Source organism: Bacillus sp. BPN334, from assembly GCF_008368885.1.
Classification (GTDB): domain Bacteria; phylum Bacillota; class Bacilli; order Bacillales; family Bacillaceae_G; genus Bacillus_A; species Bacillus_A wiedmannii.
The window spans coordinates 676,266-697,316 of record NZ_QOZW01000006.1; the positions used below are offsets into that span (position 1 = coordinate 676,266).

At 32.6% G+C, this 21,051-nt stretch carries 19 protein-coding genes; 16 read left to right on the forward strand and 3 right to left on the reverse strand.

Annotation, left to right across the window (positions count from 1 at the left end):
* The first annotated feature begins 257 nt into the window (after positions 1-257).
* From DN393_RS10535 to DN393_RS10590, 12 genes are all read left to right on the forward strand, one after another.
* On the forward strand, positions 258-2,099 hold the full coding sequence (locus DN393_RS10535) for a S8 family peptidase (RefSeq protein WP_064475042.1): 1,842 nt from the start codon (positions 258-260) through the stop codon (positions 2,097-2,099).
* A 177-nt stretch (positions 2,100-2,276) separates the two neighbouring features.
* A complete protein-coding gene (locus tag DN393_RS10540; RefSeq protein WP_064475043.1) occupies positions 2,277-3,257 on the forward strand; it encodes a phosphatidylinositol-specific phospholipase C in 981 nt (326 codons plus the stop codon).
* Between the two features lie 233 nt (positions 3,258-3,490).
* Complete coding sequence (locus tag DN393_RS10545; RefSeq protein WP_064475044.1) at positions 3,491-5,206, forward strand: methyl-accepting chemotaxis protein; 1,716 nt, start codon at positions 3,491-3,493, stop codon at positions 5,204-5,206.
* Between the two features lie 231 nt (positions 5,207-5,437).
* Complete coding sequence (locus tag DN393_RS10550; protein WP_064469402.1) at positions 5,438-6,847, forward strand: glycoside hydrolase family 1 protein; 1,410 nt, start codon at positions 5,438-5,440, stop codon at positions 6,845-6,847.
* A 30-nt stretch (positions 6,848-6,877) separates the two neighbouring features.
* Positions 6,878-7,585, forward strand: a complete 708-nt coding sequence (locus tag DN393_RS10555) for a GntR family transcriptional regulator (RefSeq protein ID WP_064469403.1) — start codon at positions 6,878-6,880, stop codon at positions 7,583-7,585.
* A 214-nt stretch (positions 7,586-7,799) separates the two neighbouring features.
* Positions 7,800-7,991: a hypothetical protein gene (locus DN393_RS10560; protein WP_098103487.1), complete on the forward strand. Its 192-nt coding sequence runs from the start codon at positions 7,800-7,802 to the stop codon at positions 7,989-7,991.
* Between the two features lie 53 nt (positions 7,992-8,044).
* Positions 8,045-8,725 carry a bacillithiol biosynthesis deacetylase BshB2 gene (bshB2, locus tag DN393_RS10565; RefSeq protein WP_064469420.1) on the forward strand — a complete coding sequence of 227 codons (681 nt, stop codon included), beginning with the start codon at positions 8,045-8,047 and terminating at the stop codon, positions 8,723-8,725.
* A 23-nt stretch (positions 8,726-8,748) separates the two neighbouring features.
* Positions 8,749-9,522: an alpha/beta fold hydrolase gene (locus tag DN393_RS10570; RefSeq protein WP_064475045.1), complete on the forward strand. Its 774-nt coding sequence runs from the start codon at positions 8,749-8,751 to the stop codon at positions 9,520-9,522.
* A gap of 67 nt (positions 9,523-9,589) precedes the next feature.
* On the forward strand, positions 9,590-11,023 hold the full coding sequence (gene pdxR, locus DN393_RS10575) for a MocR-like pyridoxine biosynthesis transcription factor PdxR (RefSeq protein WP_064469404.1): 1,434 nt from the start codon (positions 9,590-9,592) through the stop codon (positions 11,021-11,023).
* 30 nt (positions 11,024-11,053) lie between these two features.
* The gene (locus DN393_RS10580; protein ID WP_000878487.1) at positions 11,054-11,410 is read left to right on the forward strand and encodes a CidA/LrgA family holin-like protein; all 357 of its coding nucleotides are present in this window, start codon (positions 11,054-11,056) and stop codon (positions 11,408-11,410) included.
* A 23-nt stretch (positions 11,411-11,433) separates the two neighbouring features.
* Positions 11,434-12,105: an LrgB family protein gene (locus tag DN393_RS10585; RefSeq protein WP_048545914.1), complete on the forward strand. Its 672-nt coding sequence runs from the start codon at positions 11,434-11,436 to the stop codon at positions 12,103-12,105.
* A gap of 21 nt (positions 12,106-12,126) precedes the next feature.
* Positions 12,127-12,552: a YfmQ family protein gene (locus DN393_RS10590; protein WP_064469405.1), complete on the forward strand. Its 426-nt coding sequence runs from the start codon at positions 12,127-12,129 to the stop codon at positions 12,550-12,552.
* 22 nt (positions 12,553-12,574) lie between these two features.
* On the opposite strand, the gene DN393_RS10595 is transcribed toward DN393_RS10590, so the two are convergent.
* Both DN393_RS10595 and DN393_RS10600 read right to left on the reverse strand, forming a co-directional pair.
* Entirely contained in the window at positions 12,575-12,988 is a 414-nt protein-coding gene (locus DN393_RS10595) for a CBO0543 family protein (protein ID WP_088047322.1), read from the reverse strand.
* Positions 12,951-14,129 (reverse strand): DUF2515 domain-containing protein, encoded by a 1,179-nt coding sequence (locus DN393_RS10600; RefSeq protein WP_064469407.1) that lies wholly within the window; start codon positions 14,127-14,129, stop codon positions 12,951-12,953. The genes DN393_RS10595 and DN393_RS10600 overlap by 38 nt, the downstream gene beginning before the upstream one ends.
* Positions 14,130-14,439: 310 nt before the next feature.
* Here DN393_RS10600 and DN393_RS10605 point away from each other — a divergent pair, with 310 nt between their 5' ends.
* Genes DN393_RS10605 through DN393_RS10620 form a run of 4 tightly spaced genes read left to right on the forward strand, consistent with a single transcriptional unit; the run spans position 14,440 to position 17,793 of the window.
* Positions 14,440-15,426, forward strand: a complete 987-nt coding sequence (locus DN393_RS10605) for a UDP-N-acetylglucosamine 4,6-dehydratase family protein (RefSeq protein ID WP_064475047.1) — start codon at positions 14,440-14,442, stop codon at positions 15,424-15,426.
* On the forward strand, positions 15,423-16,334 hold the full coding sequence (locus DN393_RS10610) for an SDR family oxidoreductase (protein WP_064469409.1): 912 nt from the start codon (positions 15,423-15,425) through the stop codon (positions 16,332-16,334). The genes DN393_RS10605 and DN393_RS10610 overlap by 4 nt, the downstream gene beginning before the upstream one ends.
* A gap of 25 nt (positions 16,335-16,359) precedes the next feature.
* Positions 16,360-16,680: a DUF6572 domain-containing protein gene (locus DN393_RS10615; RefSeq protein ID WP_064475049.1), complete on the forward strand. Its 321-nt coding sequence runs from the start codon at positions 16,360-16,362 to the stop codon at positions 16,678-16,680.
* 48 nt (positions 16,681-16,728) lie between these two features.
* Positions 16,729-17,793, forward strand: a complete 1,065-nt coding sequence (locus DN393_RS10620) for an undecaprenyldiphospho-muramoylpentapeptide beta-N-acetylglucosaminyltransferase (protein WP_064475050.1) — start codon at positions 16,729-16,731, stop codon at positions 17,791-17,793.
* Between the two features lie 99 nt (positions 17,794-17,892).
* On the opposite strand, the gene DN393_RS10625 is transcribed toward DN393_RS10620, so the two are convergent.
* Positions 17,893-20,613, reverse strand: a complete 2,721-nt coding sequence (locus DN393_RS10625; protein ID WP_142289353.1) for a sensor domain-containing phosphodiesterase — start codon at positions 20,611-20,613, stop codon at positions 17,893-17,895.
* Positions 20,614-21,051: the final 438 nt, after the last annotated feature.

Here is a 21,051-nt window from a genome sequence, read left to right on the forward strand (position 1 = left end):
TGTTAAGTAATGTAGTTCAGAATATCTATGTATAATATTTTAATATAAGTATATTAGCACGTATAAAATAAATAATCATCATAAGTTTTTTATTTATGCAGTGTAGAGTCCAAATATGAAATATTGCATATGAAAATACATTGAAGTTCATATTGCTGATTACTATAATCTATTTAGTAGAAAGGTAACTTTATATGTTATAGAAGTTAAATCATTATAGATTGATATAATGATTTTTAAGTTGGAGGAGTGATGTAATGAATATCTTTAAAAGAATATCTGTTTCAGCTGTAATCATTTCAACATTTTTAGGAATAGGGGACACTGTCAATATTGTAAATGCTGATTCTATAGAACAGCAGAGTAAATTAGGGATAGAACAAGAAACAGATAAACAAATCATTGTAAAATTCAATGCGGATTTGAAATTACCATATGAAGATGGTATTGAAAAACAGATACAAGCTCAAGCAAGTGATAAAGTACTAGAAGATCTTTTGGTAGAATATCCAGATGTAACATTCACTCGTTTATTCACATCTGTAAGTCCAGAAGAAATACAAGACCTTGAAGTGAAAGCACCCAATAATGTATCTACAAGTTTATTAAACTACTATATTCTTCAAACTCAAAATGGTGGGCAGAAAGAAGAACTAGTAGATAAGTTAAAGGCATCTTCTTTAATAGAAGATGTGTATATGAAAAAACAAGAAAAAATAACGCCACCGGAAGTACAACCATTAAGTGTATCTTTTAATCCTAATAACAATCCTAGATATAAAAAACAAGGTTACCTTGAAGCAGCACCATACGGTATTAATGCGCCTTTCGCCTGGGGAGTTCAAGGCGGTAATGGAAATGGTATAACTTTTGTTGATATGGAATATGGATGGTTATTAAATCATGAGGATTTAGTACATCAAAATATTGAATTAATGTCTGGAAGAAATATAGATCAGCATGTTGGACATGGGACGTCTGTACTAGGAATTGTATCCTCCGAAGATAATGAAGTGGGGAATATTGGGATTGCGCCAAAAGCGAAAGCGAAAGTGATTTCTCAAATAAGAGATAACGGACAGTATAATACAGCTGATGCAATATTAAGTGCTGTAAATCATTTAGAAGCTGGGGATGTTTTATTATTAGAGGCACAAGCTTCCTTTGATGGATATGGTGATAAATATTTACCTGTTGAAGTACAACCAGATATCTTTGATGCAATTCGTGCTGGTACAGATAAAGGTGTTGTAATTATAGAGGCTGGAGCAAATGGCTGGAATGATTTAGATCAATTTAAAGATAGAAATGGTAAACAAGTTTTAAATCGTAATAGTAAAGATTTTAAAGATTCAGGTGCAATTATGGTAGGAGCGGGCTCTTCAACATTCCCTCATGAGCGTATGTGGTTTTCAAATTATGGAAGTCGGATTGATGTGTACGGGTGGGGAGAAAATGTAGATACAACTAAAGCCGAGCAAAGTAGAAGTGCTGTAAATCTTTATACTACAAGCTTTAGTGGAACATCTAGTGCTTCGCCAATTATTGCTGGGGCAGCGACTTTAGTACAAAGCATTGCTAAAAAAAATTCAGGACAACCGTATAGACCGAGTGAATTAAGAACGATATTAAGTAACCATAACACTGGAACGAAATCTAAAAATCCATATGCAGATAAAATTGGTGTTTTACCAGATTTGAAGTCTATACTAGTAAACTTAGGGTATGAACAAAGAGAGCCGAACGGTGGGAATGAGTTACAAGTAACAGAAAATGAACCAAATAATGAACCTAGACAGGCAAATAAAGTTAACTTTCATACACCAATGAAAGGAACACTACATAATCGGGATAAGGTAGATGTATTTACTTTCCAAATTGACTCACCAGAGAATATTAATATTTCTCTACTAAATGAACAAAACATTGGAATGACATGGGTACTTCATCATGAATCAGATTTAAACAACTATGTAGCATATGGTGAAAATGAAGGGAATGTAGTTAAGGGAACTTATAATGCAAAGCCAGGTAAATATTATTTATATGTTTATAAGTATGAGAATAAAGATGGTTCATATATATTGAATATAAAATAAACGAAAGGAACTTCAGATGAAGTTCCTTTAAATTTTTCTAATTCAGTATATGTGAATGATTTTTTAACTTTACTTCTATGCAATATTTCATATTGATGAAATATTATTTATTTTTTACTCACCAGATTATATTATATTCAATAAGTTTGATGTAAAACAGAAAAAGGAGGAATAATAATGAGCAATAAGAAGTTTATTTTGAAATTATTCATATGTAGTATGATATTTATCACATCTGTATTTGCTTTACATGATAAGCAAGTCGTTGCAGCTAGTTCTGTTATTGAACTTGAAAATTGGTCAAAATGGATGCAACCTATACCTGATAACATCCCGTTAGCACGAATTTCAATTCCAGGAACACATGATAGTGGTACGTTCAAATTACAAAATCCAATAAAGCAAGTATGGGGAATGACGCAAGAGTATGATTTTCGTTATCAAATGGATCATGGAGCTCGCATTTTTGATATAAGAGGCCGTTTAACAGATGATAATACGATAGTTCTTCATCATGGGCCATTATTTCTTTATGTAACACTGCATGAATTCATAAACGAAGCGAAACAATTTTTAAAAGATAACCCAAGTGAAACAATTATTATGTCTTTAAAAAAAGAGTATGAGGATATGAAAGGGGCAGAAGGTTCATTTAGTAATACGTTTGAAAAAAATTATTTTGTTGATCCTATCTTTTTAAAAACAGAAGGAAATATAAAACTTGGAGATGCTCGAGGGAAAATTGTACTACTAAAAAGATATAGTGGTAGTAATGAATCTGGAGGGTATAATAATTTTTATTGGCCAGATAATGAGACGTTTACGACAACTGTAAATCAAAATATAAATGTAACAGTACAAGATAAATATAAAGTGAGTTATGATGAGAAAGTAAAATCTATTAAAGAGACGATAAATGAAACGATTAACAATAGTGAGGATTTAAATCATCTATATATTAATTTTACAAGCTTGTCTTCTGGTGGTACAGCATGGAATAGTCCATATTATTATGCCTCTTATATAAATCCCGAAATTGCGGCATATATTAAACAAGAGGATCCCAAAAGAGTTGGTTGGGTGATCCAAGATTATGTTAGTGATAAGTGGTCACCGATTCTCTATCAAGAAGTTATAAGAACTAATAAGTCACTTTAAGTTTCACCATAATTTCATAGAAACAATGTAACGCTATTAAAAGTCTTGTGGAATTCCCATAAGACTTTTTAGTATTTAATATTATGAGAATCAAAGTTCTTTGAATAGGTTTATATAGTTAATATAATAATTTAATACGGTTATAAAATCGACACGAAAAAAATTGTCGATAAATGTCGATTAATATTGTAATATAAAACATATAAGTGTAATATACAGATGAGGTGGATTTATTGTCTTTTATTAAAAATAGTAAAATTGGAACGAAATTAAATGTGTTAGTCATTATATCGAGTTTGGCGTGCATCATGTTATCTTCTCTGGGGTTTCTAGGGCTTCAAAAAGGTGAAAATACATCTTCTAGTATGTATGACGAAAGGCTATTACCAATTGAATGGATAGGAACTGTAGAATCAAATTTTTACCATGTGAATATGAATTTTATGGAGATTATGATATCGAAAGATGAAAAAAGAATGAAAGAACTAATAACAGAAATGGATAAGACTAGGAAAGAAAATGATGAGTTATTAAAACAATTTGAAACTAGAATTAGTTCTCATAAAGAAAAGGGCTTGTATAATGCATTTCAAAGTCAATTCAAAGATTTAAGAATACAAATGAAGAAAGCACAGGACTTGGGACTGACTAATAATGAAGAAGCGTATAGCTATTATTTAAAAGAAATTGAGCCTAATATGGGAAAAACAATTCAGTCTATCCGTGAACTTATTTTATATAATAATACCGCGGCTGAACAACTACAAAAAGAGAATATCAATAGTGTGAAAAATACGATAATAACATTTGTAATTATTTCATTTGTTGGAATCATAATAATTATTTTTATTGGTTTTATAATAAAAAATGTTATAAAAAAACCAATTGTATTATTACAAAAAGATATGGAACGAGTATCTGCTGGAGATTTAACAATTCGAACTTCTTATAAATCCGAGAACGAATTAGGCCATATTGTACAATCCTTTAATAGTATGTTAGATAACTTGCAACAATTAGTCGGTCAGGTGAAGGTTACAGCGAAAGAAGTGATTATTTCAACTGAAAATATGTTACAAGAGACAAAAACGGCAGCACATATATCAAACGAGGTTGTTCGAACTACTTCTGAAATAAATAAAGAAATAGAGGGACAAGTGACTAGTATTCAAGAAAGTTCAACTTCGATGGAAGAAATTGCAACTGGAGTTCAAACAGTAGCTGAATCTTCAGCGATGGTTGCTGAAGTTGCTGTTACAACAATAGACCAAGCAAATTCTGGTAGTGAAGTTATAAAACAATCTATTCGTCAAATGAATAGTGTGAATGAAGTTGTTGAAGAAACTTCTAAGGTCATTGATAGACTTGTTACGCGGACACAACAAATTGAAGAAGCGCTAGATGTTATTACTAATATTGCAGAACAAACGAATTTACTGGCCTTAAACGCTGCAATTGAGGCAGCACGCGCCGGAGAAAATGGAAAAGGATTTGCAGTAGTTGCAGCTGAAGTAAGAGGTCTGGCTGAGAAATCTAAAACATCTGTAAATGATATAAATAATTTAATACGTTTTATACATCAAGATACACAGGATACAGTTCATGTAATGAAAAAAGGTCAACAACAGGCTAGTGGTGGTAAAGAAGCGGCACATAAGGCAGAACTCGCTTTTTCATCTATTATGCAAGATATTAATAGAATAACGTCCCAAATTCAAGAAGTGTCTGCTGCCACAGAAGAAATGTCTGCTGGGACAGAAGAAGTGAATGCCTCTTTATCAATAGTTTCTGAAACTGCAACACAAGTCGCACAAGAAACGAATCGAACGGTACAATCAATTCAAGCACAAGCCACATTGATTCAAGAAATAACGACGAAATCTAATGAAATGAAAAAGAAAGTCGAAAATTTAGAAATGCTCATTTCACAATTCATTATTGAAGAATAAGTTTGTTAACATTTATCAGTAGTATAAACTTTAAGATACTCAATATAGTGCTGCGTTGCACAATTTGAAAAAGGACCTTCATAGGTTCTTTTTTTGTAAATGGTGTGAATGCTATGTTTAATTATAGTGAAAAACAGAAACTTATTATATAATAATTATTTAAATTTGTACCTACAAACTTTATATGTAATAATGAATTTGATTTATTCTAATGAAATGGAGGTATATACTATGAAGTTTCCACATGATTTTTTATTCGGAGCTGCTTCAGCTTCTTATCAAGTAGAAGGTGCATGGAATGAGGATGGAAAAGGTGTTACGAATTGGGATGAGTTTTCAAAAATTCCTGGCAAAACATACAATGGAACAAATGGTGATGTAGCGGTTGATCATTATCATCGATATAAGGAAGATGTTCGTTTAATGGCTGAGATGGGATTGGAATCATATCGTTTTTCGATTTCTTGGGCGAGAATATTGCCGACTGGAGATGGAGAGGTAAATGAAAAAGGCATTAAATTTTATAACAATTTAATTGATGAATGTTTAAAGTACGGGATTGTACCGTTTGTCACTTTATATCATTGGGATCTACCATTACCGTTAGAAAAGGATGGTGGGTGGACGAATAAACGAACAGCAGATGCTTTTGTAAAGTATGCCGAAATTTGCTTTAAGGCATTTGGTGATAGAGTGAAACATTGGATTACTTTTAATGAAACCGTAATGTTTTGTGGATTAGGCTATTTAAAAGGTGCACATCCACCAGGAATACAAAATGATGTTCCAAAGTATTTTCAAGCGACTCATTATGTATTTTATGCGCATGCGAAAACAGTTGCGGTGTACAAGCAGCTGAAACAATATGGGGAGATTGGGATTACACATGTTTTCTTACCTGCTTATAGTGTGGATGATGAAAAAGAAAATATACTAGCAGCAAATCATGCGAATGAATATGAAACGTATTGGTATTATGATCCAGTTTTAAAAGGTGAGTACCCACCTTATGTTGTTCAACAATTAAAGGAAAAAGGGTGGACTCCTAATTGGACGGTTGAAGAATTAGAAATCATTAAACAAAATGCCGAAAAGAATGATTTTATTGGCTTGAATTATTATCAACCAATACGAGTAGAAAGATACGATATGGATATAAAGAGCGATGAGCATTCTCGAGAAAACTCAACACTTGCTCCAGGTAATCCTTCTTTTGATGGTTTTTATCGAACAGTAAAAATGGATGATAAAACATATACAAAATGGGGATGGGAAATATCTCCCGAAGGTTTCTTAGATGGATTGCATATGTTGAAAGAGCGTTACGGTGACATAAAGATGTATGTAACGGAAAATGGACTTGGTGATGAAGATCCAATCATTGAAGGAGAAGTTGTAGATGTTCCGAGAATTAAATTTATTGAAAAGCATTTAAAAATAATAAAGCGTGCAATTGAAGAGGGAATCAATTTAAAAGGTTATTATGCATGGTCAGTAATTGATTTATTAAGTTGGTTAAATGGATATAAAAAGCAATATGGCTTTATTTTTGTCGATCATAATGATAACTTAAAACGTAAGAAAAAACTTTCGTTTCATTGGTATAAACATGTGATCGAAACGAGAGGAGAAGAGTTATAACAGATAAAAGAGTATTTTAGGAGAAAGTGTATGAGTGCAAAGTATAAACAAATTGCAGATGTGTTAGAGCAAAACATTCGAGATGGGCTTTTTAATGAAACGAAAAAACTACCTACAGAAGAAGCGTTGATGAATCGATTTGAAGTAAGCCGTAATACGATACGTAAAGTAAGTAGCCAGCTTGTAAATAGAGGTTATATTTTTCAAGTGCAAGGTAGTGGTATGTTTTTACGCGAAACTTCTGTAACAGATTACATTAATTTAGGAAGTTTACGTGGATTAACGAAAAATCTCGTTTCGCAAAATATTAAAACGAGAGTGTTAGAGCTTGAAGTAATAGATGCGGATGAAGATATAGCAAAGCGGATGCAATGCGAAGCTGGAACTAGAATATATTTTTTGAAGCGTTTAAGAATTGTAGATGGTAAACCATTCTCTATTGAAGTAAGTTATTTCAAAAAGGATATTATTCCATATTTGAATAAAGAAATAGCATTAAGCTCTGTATACAGTTATTTCATTGAAGATTTACGATTAAATATTGGCTTTGCCGATAAAGTTATTAGTTGTGAAAAAGTAAATAAAGAAAACGCGCAGCTGTTAGAATTAAATGAAGGTGAGCCGGCGCTTCTTATTGAAAATACAGTATGTCTTGTAAACGGGACAATTTTCGAGTTATCTCAATCGATGTTTCATTATGAAAAGACTAAACTTTTAAATCGAATTAATTTCAAATAAAAAAAGAAAATAATTTATCGTGTGAAAAGCAACTGAGTCCAAAGTGATCAGTTGTTTTTTATTTTCAAAGTGGATGAGCAAAAAAACACAAAAGTGGTTGGTCCGTTTTTTGCAAACATACATTATGATAAGAGAAGAAAGGTAGTATGTTATTAATGTTTTAAAGAGGAAGTTCTTTATTAAAATAGATTGTCTTTAGAGAGGTGAAAATACAATGAGTTTTGCAATTTCACTAGTGATTATTATTGTAATTGTATCGCTGTTTGGGACCGTGCTAGTTGCACGAAATGTGGAGGAGAATTACGGCAAGTCTACAAAGAGAAATGTGAAAAACTTATCAACTATTTATATTCTCCTTCTTTTCGTACTACTTGTTGGGGTAACGTGGTATGCGGTAGTGATTTAATAGTTTTGAAAGAAAAAGGTTAATATTGTGTATGATGGAGGAGTATGATTTTGATAAAAAATGAACGCCACGTTTTAATTGTATTTCCGCATCCAGATGATGAGTCATATTGCGTGGCAGGTACAATTTTAGCTTATGCGCAGCGAAATGTTCCTCTTACTTATGTTTGCTTAACGTTAGGGGAAATGGGGAGGACGATGGGAAATCCTCCTTTTGCAACACGTGAATCATTATATGTTATAAGAGAGAAGGAACTAAAGAGGGCTACAAATATTTTAGGGATTAAAGATGTACGTATGATGGGATATCGTGATAAAATCCTGGAATTTGAAACTCCCGGAGAGTTAAGATGTGTAATACAAAAATGTGTAGAAGAATTGAATCCTTCGTTAGTCATTTCTTTTTATCCGGGATATGCGGTTCATCCAGATCATGATGCAACAGGAGAAGCGGTAGCAGAGGTGTTAGCTAATATTCCGGAATATAAAAGGCCAACATTTTATGCGGTAGCTTTTTCGAAGAATCATGAAGCGGAAATAGGTCCTCCGCATTTTAAAAATGAAGTGAAAGAATATGTTCCCAAAAAGTTAGAGGCATTGCAAGCACATGCATCACAATTTGCGACGAAAGTAACGGAACTAAAAAGAGAGTATGAAGAAGGTGTACCGGAAATAGTAGAGTGGTTAGAAAAGGAACCATTTTGGATATATTCATTCAAAGATAAGAGTAAGTGACGTTATAGCTGAAGGTGATGAATATGTATTTTGAATATAATAATTGGAAAATTTCTTACAATATAGAAGGGTCGGGCCCTGTTATATTGTTAATACACGGTCTTGGTGGGAACGCAAACAATTGGCTATATCAAAGGCAATATTTCAAAGAGAATTGGACGGTGATTTCTCTTGATTTACCGGGGCATGGGAAATCTGAAGGGCTGGAAATCCCTTTTAAAGAATATACAAATGTTTTGTATGAGTTATGCAGTTATTTAAAGCTACAAAAAGTAGTTATGTGTGGTCTTTCAAAAGGAGCTAGAGTCGGTATCGATTTTGCTATTCAATATCCAGGCTTTGTTTCTAGCTTAATTGTTGTAAATGCATTTCCCTATTTGGAGCCTGAAGATCGAAAAGAACGAATTGAAGTATATGATTTACTTAGCTTGCACGATGACGGAAAAACATGGGCGGATACATTATTGAAGGCGATGGGAGTAGCAGATAATGAAGTAATTGTCAGGGGATTTTATCAATCTTTACAGTCAATTAATTCGGTGCATATTCAAAGGTTATTTGCTGAATTAGTGGACTATGATCAAAGACCGTTTCTATCAAATATTTCATGTCCTATTTTAATTATAAGAGGGGAAAATGATGATTTTGTCCCTGAGAAATATGTAAGAGAGTTTGAACGACATTTGAAAAATACAACTTTCATTGAGTTGAAAAGTAGTGGTCACTTACCTTATTTAGAACAGCCGACTAGCTTTAATAGGACTGTAAAAATGTTTTTAAATCATGCGCTTAATTAATACTATTATTACAGTCAATACTGTTAGTAGGAAATCAAGTATATTTCGTTTTGAGAGGGGCAAGAAGGTGGAATGGAAACCAAATCGTGCAGATAAGACGCCTGTATATAAACAAATAGCGGATTATATTGAAAGGGGTATTTCTTCAGGTGAGTTTCCTTCTGACAGCAAGTTACCTTCTGAGCGTACGTTAGCGAAAGAATTACAGGTGAACCGAAGTACGATAGTAGCTGCATATGAAGAATTAAAATCACTGGGAGTAGTAGAACGGCAAAAAGGAAGCGGAACACGGGTAAATACAGACATATGGGGTGTTTCACATAAACGAATACCGAACTGGGGTAGGTACGTTGAGGATGGATCGTTCTTACCTAATGTACCACTCGTTCAACAAATTAGAACGGAAACACAAAAAGATGACTTAATTAATTTAGCGAGTGGTGAATTGTCACCAGAATTAATTCCGAGTGATAGATTCCGAACGATTTTGTCGGAGAAAACATTTATGGGGAACCTCGGTTATGACCATCCACTTGGAAATGAAATGTTGAGAAAAACAATTGCAGCACATGTTCAGCAATATAAACAAATTGAAGCGGATTCGAATTCTATCCTTATTACATCTGGCGCACAACAGGCACTTAATCTTATCGTTCAATGCTTATTAAAACCTGGCGATGCGATTGCAATTGAGGACCCTTCGTATTGTTTCTCATTGCCGATGTTTAAATCCGCTGGCTTAAAAATATTCCATTTACCTGTTGATCAGTATGGAATGAATCCAGATGATTTAATTGATTTGCATAAAAAGCATCGTATTCGTATGGTGTTTTTGAATCCAGATTATCAAAATCCAACGGGAACTGTGCTTTCATTGGCGAGACGTAAAAAAATTTTAGAACTGTCTTCTGAATTTGGGATACCGATTGTAGAAGATGATCCGTATAGTTTAACTTCATTTAATGGAGAAGTGAATCCAACATTAAAATCAATGGATCAAAACGGGAATGTTCTTTATATAAGTTCATTATCAAAAATTGTTGCATCAGGATTACGTATTGGCTGGGTAATTGGCCCTACACGTGTAATAGAACGTTTAGCAGATGCGAAGCAGCAAGTTGATTTTGGCCATAGTGTATTTACGCAGTGGGTGGCAAATCAGTTTTTAGAATCAGCAGATTTTCATGCACATATTGCAATGCTTCGTGAACAATTGAAAGAAAGAAGAGATGTGTTAATTAGAAAGCTCGAAGAAATATTGGGGGACCAGGTTGAATTTTTTGTTCCAGAGGGTGGAATACATTTATGGTGCAAAGTGCAAGGAACGTTTGATGAATATCATTTATTAGGCGAATCTATACGAAATGGTGTAGCGTTTGTCCCAGGAAGTGTTTTAGGTACTAAAAGTGAATATATTCGTTTTACTTTTGGAAGAGTAGATGTCGAACAAATTCAACTGGGAATCACGAGGTTTGCGGAAACATTAAACGAGATTTCATAATAGTGATGCATATTGAAATGAGGGAAAGAAATGAAGTACGTGACGCTTTTACTTCAAGTAGGCGTGCTATATGTATTTAGCTTAGTTGGTACGTGGATTCAGGAAGTATTCCATTTATCAATGCCAGGAAGTTTAATAGGGATGTTAATGCTGTTTTTACTCCTTGCTACTCGTATTTTACCATTAAAGTGGTTTGAGGAAGGTGCGGAAAAGTTAATTATATTTTTACCGTTATTTCTAATTCCTTCGACAACAGGGCTGATGGAATATGGGTCTTTTCTTTTCAGTAAGGGGAGTGTTATATTCCTTTTAGTAGTTGCAAGCACAATAGTAACATTGATTGTTTCAGGGTATATAAGTCAATTATTAGTAGCATCAAAAAAATAAAATCGACAAGGTGCAAGATGCAAATGGTCTTAATTATTATTACTGTAGTAATGTATGTATTGGCGACAAAGTTATATAAAAAAATTCCGTTTCCATTTACGTTACCGGTGTTAACAGTTACAGCAAGTATGATTTGCTTATTTCTGATTTTGGGTATTTCTCATCATGAGTATAGAGAAAATGGGGGAGACATTCTTTCCGGCTTATTGAGTCCTGCAATTGTAGCGTTAGCGATACCTTTATTTAAAGAGCGAAATATACTTATGAAAAATTTTTTGTCGATACTTATCGGCGTAGCGGTAGGTATAGTGGCTTTAACGAGTATGAATGTAGTGATAGGCGGAATGTTAAATATAGATAAGGAACTCATATTAACAACACTGCCGCAATTAGCGACGATGCCTATCGCCATTTCATTAGCGGATCAAATTGGTGGTATTCCATCTATGACTTCTAGTTTTGTAGTTGTTGCAGGAATAACAGGTGCTATTATCGGACCAACAGTACTTAAGTTTTTCCGTATAACAAGTACGATTGGAAAAGGAGTGGGGATGGGCTGCGCATCACATATTATTGGTGTGAGCCGTCTCGTGAAGGAAGGCGAGAAAGAGGCGACGATCGGTTCAGTGACGATGATTGTAACCGGAATACTCATTAGTATATTTATACCTTATGGAACGAAATTTATATTTTAAAATATAATGGAGATGATGAAAATGACAACATGGTTTATAGTTACATTATTTATTTTTGGCGCTCTTAAAGTACTAGTTTCTAGTATGCCAACTTCTGTTGTAGAATCAATTATTAGTAGATTTGAATTGCATCAAAAACTTGAAGAAGAGAATACCTCTATATCGATAGATGGAAAAAATATAGTGGGAGAAATGAAACTACAAGTTATTCATGAATTTAATGAGGCTTTATTTTTAGATAAACATTATTTCCCACCGCACGGGGAAGGAACACCAATCGTTATTAATACGAAGAAAGGGAATAAAGAGATTAGATTTTCTCTGTATAGCCATGAGGAACATGTTGATGTAATCAAGCAATATAAGAAGAAAATCGTTGCCTATCGTTTACGTTCAAAAAGTCTTCAAAATCCTATATCATTAACAATAACTGAAGATTATGCTTAAGAAGAGATCGATTATGGTCTCTTTATTTTTGTATGAAATGATATGTTTTCAAAATAAAAGAAAAGAAAATCATATAGCCAAATAAAGAGTATGTATGATTCCAATCTACGCTATGAATAAAGAAACCGAATCTTTCTGCAATCTGTTCAAAAATACTAGCACAAATACCTATTGAAACAATAAATAAAATTCTAGAAACTGCAGATAATGTTTTTGAAATTTGTATGAAAATCGTTGTTAAAATCGGTAGTACAAACAAAGTAAAGCCAATGTTAACTGAAAATATGGATGAGAATGGTCTAACGGGAAAGGAATAGATTTGTTTTGCAACAAAGAAAGCATCTAAGCAAGTGCCGATAATAGAAGAGAGTAAGATTGTAACTGCTAATGCTAGAAAATCATTCTTCTTCTCGAAGGAGGACGTTTTTCTTTGCAAGAATTGCCAACTCAATTTTTTCGAGTGTTTTACAGTAGTCTTCTGTAATTTGTCCATTTATATTTTCCTCCTTATCTACTAAGTAATTTACAACTTGCCAGTCCGTAAACCAATCTTCACTGTCAACTTCTTCATGCTTCATATCTCGCCATGCATAGATAAGTGCAGGACTGTATATACGATAGGTGCCAGTACGCAACTGGCATTTCTTTATTCGACGTTTATAAAACTCACGGGAAAAAGATTCATTTACACTTGAGAATAAATGGGGCCAGTAATCTTTCCTTGATCCTGTATGCGGATGGTGCTGGGCCCAGCTTATTATTTGAGATAAAACATGTGTGTCTCGAAATAATAATGAATACAACCTTTTTCCAATTAAGATTCGTTCGTGTAAGGAAGTAAAATGTTTCATTGTATCACCAAATAGTAATACTTTGTGTTTCTTATCATTTTCGTAGAATGGGAAAAGGATATGATTAAACTGAAAGAAATCAAAGAGTTTAAATCCAATACTATTAAGTACAGTCTTTTTAAATTGTATATTTTGAATCACTCTTTTTTCTAAGTAGTTTTGTTCATTAATAATAGTTGCAATAGCTAATGTTTTTTTGTTACCTGTTTTCCAAAAATCGTTCCACATCGTTTCCATAAATGTAGAAACATTTAGGTGAGGGAGAAGGTGAAATAGCTTTTGTGCTCTTTTTACACTTTGTTCATAAAGCAGAAATTGAGGATATACATCTTGGAAAATAAGCCAATTTCCTCTTTCTAAAAAAGAAAAAAATGTGATTTGATCTTTCTCTGATAAAATTTTCGTATATAAATCGCCCTTTAAATCAGTCATATTCCAACCGCCGTTACGTGATACCATATGCCCAAGTAGTGCCCAATGTATTTCTGGATATTGAATGTAAAATTGGTAGTATGCGCGTGTTCTTGTCACATTATTTTTATTTAGTTGTTCTGTTTGTATTTTTATGTTGTTGATGATGAGTTGCTCTTCTTTCGTTAATTTATACATCGTGCCAGAATGTATGAGTTTGCTTTTTTGTTTTAATTCATTTTTTACATCAAATAGGGAGAGAGGCAGTGCTTTGGAAGGTCCGTTATCTGTATGATTTGAATTGCTTCGGTACATTCCGTTACCTCCATTTTTCATAAATTTAAACATGATTATTGGCTATGAATCATTCTATTTATTTTATTACGAGTATAAGAAATAAATGAGCGGTGTTTTTTACAAAGGTTTAGTTATCATGCAAAAAGTATAAAAAATCTTACTGTTGTGAGGTGAAATAAAAAAACAGAAACTATTTTTAATAGTTTCTGTTTTTTTATTTTGTCAATTAAATGTAACAAACGACGATTATGATTTAAATCAATTGAAAATAATTCAATAAATTTTATAAATACTATATGAATTGAAATGTTTGGTAGGAGGAAAAGAGATGCTGAATAAAATAATTTTAATTACTGGTGGTACAGGTTCGTGGGGACATGAACTTATAAAACAACTATTAGAAAAATCCCCGAAAGAAATTAGGGTTTTTTCAAGAAATGAAACGGTTCAGTTTGAAATGCAGCAACAGTTTATAAATGATGATAGGTTAAAATTTATTATTGGAGATATTCGTGATAAAGATCAAATAGCCTATGCATGCCAAGGTGTACATTATGTATTCCATCTTGCAGCTTTAAAACATGTTCCAGTATGTGAGTATTATCCTTATGAAGCTATAAAAACTAATATACATGGTACACAAAATGTAATTGAAGCATCTATACAGATGCAAGTTGAGAAAGTTATATATGTTTCAACGGATAAAGCAGCTGACCCATCAAATACGTATGGGATGACAAAAGCAATTGGTGAGAAGTTAATGGTTCATGCGAATATGCAAACGAAGAAAACAAAATTTATTTGTGTTCGTGGTGGAAATGTTTTAGGGACGAGCGGAAGTGTGGTACCACTTTTTAAAAACCAAATTAAAAAATCTTCACAAGTAGGGATTACCGATGCAAATATGACTAGATTTTTCTTAACGATTGAAGATGCTGTTGGATTGTTATTTAAAGCCGTATATCAAGGTAGAGGTGGAGAAATCTTTGTCATGAAAATGCCAGCATGTAAAATAACAGATTTAGCAGAAGTGTTAATTGAAGATTCAAAAAAAGAAAACGTGAAGTTAAAAGAGATAGGGATAAGGCCGGGTGAAAAATTAAGTGAAATGCTTTTATCTGAGGTAGAGAGTAAAACAAGTATAAGCTTTGATCAAAATTATTTTGTGGTACTACCGACTATTCCTATAGAAGGGCTGCAAGAATATTATACTAGTTATCCGCTAGTAGATGTGAAGAGTTTTAGTTCTCAACAAGACTTACTTGCAAAACACGAGGTGAAACAAATGTTATTAAAAGGAGGGTTTTTACGATGAAAAAAAATGCGAAGCTCTTAATAACTGGTGCAAATGGCTTCACAGGACGCCATGCTTGCCAATATTTTTTAGAGCAGGGTTTTCATGTAATTCCCATGTTTCAAAATCGTGCGCATAGAGAAATAATTGGGAATGGTATTACTTGTAATTTAACTAATAAGAGCGAAGTAATGAAGGTAATGAAACAAATAAAGCCAGATTATGTATTGCATTTAGCAGGAAAGAATTCGGTCATAGAGTCTTGGACAGCCGCTCTTGAATATGTAGAGATTAATGTAATAGGGACATTATATTTATTAGAAGCAATTAAGCAAGAAGCACCTCATTGTAGGATATTGGTTATAGGATCTGCTTTGCAAGCAGATAGTATGAACAAAATAAAAATTTCAAATCCATATAGTTTAAGTAAAACGATGCAAATCATTATTGCAGAGGCGTGGAGTGAATTAATGAATTCAAATATTATCATTGCAAAGCCCTCGAATTTAATTGGTCCAGGAGTATCGAATGGTATTTGTTCTATTCTTGCAAAAAAAATGATAACTATAGAGTCGAACAAAAGTGAAGCAATTATTGAAGTAAACAGTTTGAAAGATAGTAGGGATTTTCTAGATGTACGTGATGCGGTTAAAGCGTATCATGTGTTATTACGAGATGGGATAAATGGAAAACAATATAATGTCGGGTCAGGAGTGAAACGATCTTTATTAGATGTACTAGAACAATACAAAGAATTAACACAGCTGAATTTTTCCATAAAAGAAGCCGAGCATAGTGGGAGCGAATCAAATGAGAGTTTAGTAATAGAGGATATAAAAAGGTTAGGTTGGGTCCCAGAAATTCAATTCCATCAATCATTAAAAGATGTACTCGAGTATGCGAAGTGTAGTGAAATCTGCATTCAATGAAAAATAAAAAGGGTGTAAGAAATATATGAATGGCTATAAAACAATAGATAATCAAAATACGCTATTTCTTTTAATTGTTGATACGCTGGACTGGAAAGATGAGGAAGAGCATGTTTTGTGTATCTATGAGGCGATAAATAAATGTCGAGCCTATGTGGAAGGTAAAAAGGATGATAGGAAAAATCCAGTAATAGGTCCAGGAACTAGGCATGTAATTCAAGTCTTTGCTCATTATGAATGTAGTGAGTATGGAAATGATTTTTATGATCTCATTAAAGATTTTTTGCAAGATATAGGATTTGAGTTACATGTTTATATAAATAATAGTAAGTTTACTTACATTTAATAGATTAGTATAAAACAAGATTTTTAATGATAAAGGTGGATATAAATTATGAATAAAAAGATTCTCTTTACTGGGGGCGGTACAGCCGGACACGTAATGATTAATATGGTATTGATTCCTAAATTTATGGAAAAAGGATGGGGAGTTGAGTATATTGGATCTCAAAATGGAATTGAAAAACTATTAGTTCAAAATGTGAAATACAATAGTATTTCAACGGGGAAGCTTAGGAGATATTGGGATTGGGAGAACTTTAAAGATCCTTTTAAAATAATAAAAGGTTGCATACAAAGTTATAAATTGATGAAACGAATAAAACCAGATGTTGTTTTTTCGGCAGGAGGATTTGTGTCCGTTCCTGTAGTAATAGGAGCGTGGATGAATAAAGTGCCTGTAATAATACGTGAACCAGATAGTACGTTAGGATTAGCAAATAAAATAGCATTACCTTTTACTACAAAACTATGCACAACATTCCCTCAGACAGGAGAAACTGTCAGTAATGAGAAGAAGGTTTATGTAGGACCAATTGTAAGGGAAGAAATTGAGAGGGGCAACGTATTGCGGGGAAGAAGCTATTGTAAATTTCAGCAAGATAAACCAGTATTGTTAATTATGGGTGGGAGTCAAGGTGCTAAGTGGATAAATGATATGGTAAGGGAAAGTTTGGAAACATTACTATTAAATTTTAATATTGTTCATATGTGCGGTAAAGGTAAGGTGGATTCATCTATTGGTATGGAGGGTTATATGCAATTTGAGTATATAGGGGACGAGTTGCCGCATATACTAAATATGGCGAGTGTTGTAGTTTCTAGAGCGGGTTCTACTGCTATTTCTGAATTGCTATTTTTGAAGAAACCGATGTTGCTTATCCCGTTAACTAACAGTTCCAGTAGGGGAGATCAAGTTTTAAATGCTGAATATTTTTCTCGGCAAGGATATGCGGAAGTTATACTCCAGGACAGAATAAGTACGAATGTATTCATACATGCAATAAATAAGTTGCATACAAATAAGGAGAGATATATTCAAAACATGAATGGATATAAGAAAACAAATGATGAGGGGATTCGTCAATTAATAGATATAATAAATGAAGTGGTGAAGTAATAGAAATTTAAATAAAAAAACAAAAGGAAAGAAGGTATCTTCTTTCCTTTTTACTATAGTTGTTCAAATTCATTATTACTTATCCATATTAGCTATATACTATGGGTGAATACCGATTTCTAATAGCTCAGTAAATGCATGAGTATGGATAGGTTTACTATAATAGTAACCTTGAATAAACTGACATTTATTTTTTTGAAGGAAATTCACATGTTCTTTCGTTTCTACACCTTCAGCAATGACAGACATTTCTAATGTATGTGCTAATGTGATAATCGTTTTAATAATTTCCATTCCATCTTCACACGTTTCAGACATTGTTATAAATTCTCTTGGGATTTTTAACGTATCTATTGGATATAAAGGTAAATACGCTAGTGAAGAATAACCTGTACCAAAGTCGTCGATTGAAATGTGAACTCCTAAACTCTTTAGTGTGCGGAGCTTTATCAATGTTTCTCGCTCATCCATCATTGCAATGCGCTCTGTTAATTCAAGGTCGAGAGAACTTGCCGGTAAGCATGTAGTTGCTAATGTAGAAGAAATAGACTTTATAAAATCTTCTTGTTCAAATTCTTTAGCAGATAAGTTTACACCAATTTTCAAATGAGAATATCCGAGTGTGTGCCAACGTTTCATTTGCTCACAGGCCTGCTGCAATGTCCATTTTCCTATTGGAATAATTTGTAGTGTTTCTTCTGCAATCGGAATAAATTCGTATGGAGAAATAACGCCTAATTCAGGATGATTCCACCTGATTAGAGCTTCTGCACCGATAATTTTATTAGATTCACTATCTACTTGAGGTTGATATAAAAGGAACAATTCTTCATTTTGTATTGCGTTTGGTAAATCTTTTTCTAATCGTAATCGTCTTTCAATTTTTTTAGCGATTACATCGTCATAAATAGAGACAGAGTTAAGCTCTTTTGCCTTTGCATCATACATTGCAACATTAGCGTTTTTCAAAAGTGTAGCGGTATCGATTCCGGAATGTGGATAAATAGCGATGCCGATACTAAGTGATAAAGTTAATGTATGCTCATGTATGACAAACGGTTTTTCCATGCATTCAAATAACTGGTTGCATAAATCGAATAAGGAATCTTCGTCAGTATAGTTTTCAATTAAGATTGTAAATTCATCGCCACCGATTCTTGACAGATGAGTATGTGATGGAAGACATGATTGGAATCGCTTCGCTACTTCTTCTAATATGTGATCTCCTGCCGAATGTCCAAGTGTATCGTTAATCGCTTTAAAGCGATCTAAGTCTAAATATAATAATGCAAACTCGCTTTCTGTCGTTTTAGCATGTTTTATAACTCTTTTTAATTTCTTATGGAAAAAGGCACGGTTTCCAATTTTTGTTACAGTATCATGGAATGCTAAATACTTTATTTCTTCTTGTTGCTTTTTTAGTGCGGTAATATCTTTTACCATAATATAGCTTCCTGAAATTTGTCCGTCTATTATAATAGGGACGATGGTAACGTATAAGAAATAAGTAAAACCATCTTTATATTTAGAACTTAGTTGTAAGTATGCCGATTCTTGTTGTTTCACCTTTTCTAATGCAGATGTTAGTTTATGTTTGTCTTCATCTAAAATAATCGAAAAACATGTTTCACCGAGTAACTCGTTCGTTGGTGCCCCAAGTAGTATACTCCCGGCTTGATTTACATTTAAGAATACGCCATGTAAATCAATTGTAAAAATAGGATCAGGGTGATATTCATATAACGATTTAAACTTTTGTTGTTTTTGAGATAGAGCCTCTGATTTATGAACTAAATCAGAAGTCCGTAAAGTCACTTTTTCTTCTAGTTGCGCATTAAATGCCTGTAAACGTTTCGTTAGGGAATTGTTTTGCATACGTACAATAGAATGACGAATGAGTACGAAAATAAAAGTAATACAATTTCCTGTAATGAGAGTTGAAGATGATGTTTGTTCTTTTAATGTAAACCCAATTAGTATTGCAACAGCAAGATAGGGAAATACAACTAAAGCCTTTTTTCCTATTATAGGGTTAACAATGAAATAATTTTTATGGCTATTACGATCTGCTGAAATAGATCCAGCTATTGCAATAAATAATATAGGTATTCTATATAAAAGACGTAATAATGTTATCGTTTCAGTTGATAAATGGTTATTTAAGTAAAAGTAAATATAGTTAAAAGTTGCAGAACTTATTAATACAAAAATAAAGATATAAATCTTCCGTTTAGAATTAAAAATTGTCGGACGGAAAAAGAGACTAACGCCTAGTAGAAGAAATAATAAATCTGCAATTGGATATAGAAATGAAAGGAATACATCTCCTAGTGAAAGAGAGAATATATTTAAATTTGGCTGATTAAATAAATACCACTCTAATGTGAATATGGAAGTAAGTACTATACATATATCACAAATAAAGAACGCTTTTTCCCATTTATCGCATTCTTTTAAAATTTTATAACTGAAAGCGATAAGACAAAAGAGTAGAAAAAACATGTAAAATACATCAGAAATAGTAAAACGATGTATTGGAATTTCGAAGAAGCTATCTTGATATGTATATACTATTTTTCCTAATAAAAAACTCCCAATTGCTATTGTGATACATACCCAAAATGGATTTGAACTGACTTTTTTAGAATATATAGAATAAATTAGTGATACAAATGTAATGGCTTCAACGATAAGTGAAGCGAAGCGTACATCCGAATTTGAAAAATGAGTAGGGAACAGATAAAAAAATATAAAATAGATTGAATAGCATATTAATGTTCCGATTAATATACATAGTTGTAAATTTTTATTTAATTTCAATGAAATCACCTTCTTTAATTATGCACTATATTCGTAATATCTATACATAATAATATTATTTAAGAATTGTATCAGATTTCCTTGTAAAAATCTTGTTTATAAGGAAACTATTGAAGAGTTTAATACTTCTTAAAATTGAAAAATATTGAGTTTGATAATATGTACTTCATCAAGATTTTAAATGGAAATTGTATATTTAGTCATCCTTTGAATTGTAAAGGTTTTTTAGTAATTTGTAAGTGGAGATGCACAATTGCATATAAAATGATGAGAATCCTCTTTCTAGCTGATCTTTTGATTGTTATAGGCTATTTTAAGTAAGGTTTTTATTTTTAATCTGAAAATTAACATTTGTAAAAATGTTACAAAGGGATATAAAATAAGAACATGTATTCTTACAGAGTGGATAGTATTTTCACTAAATAGGGAGGACTTTTT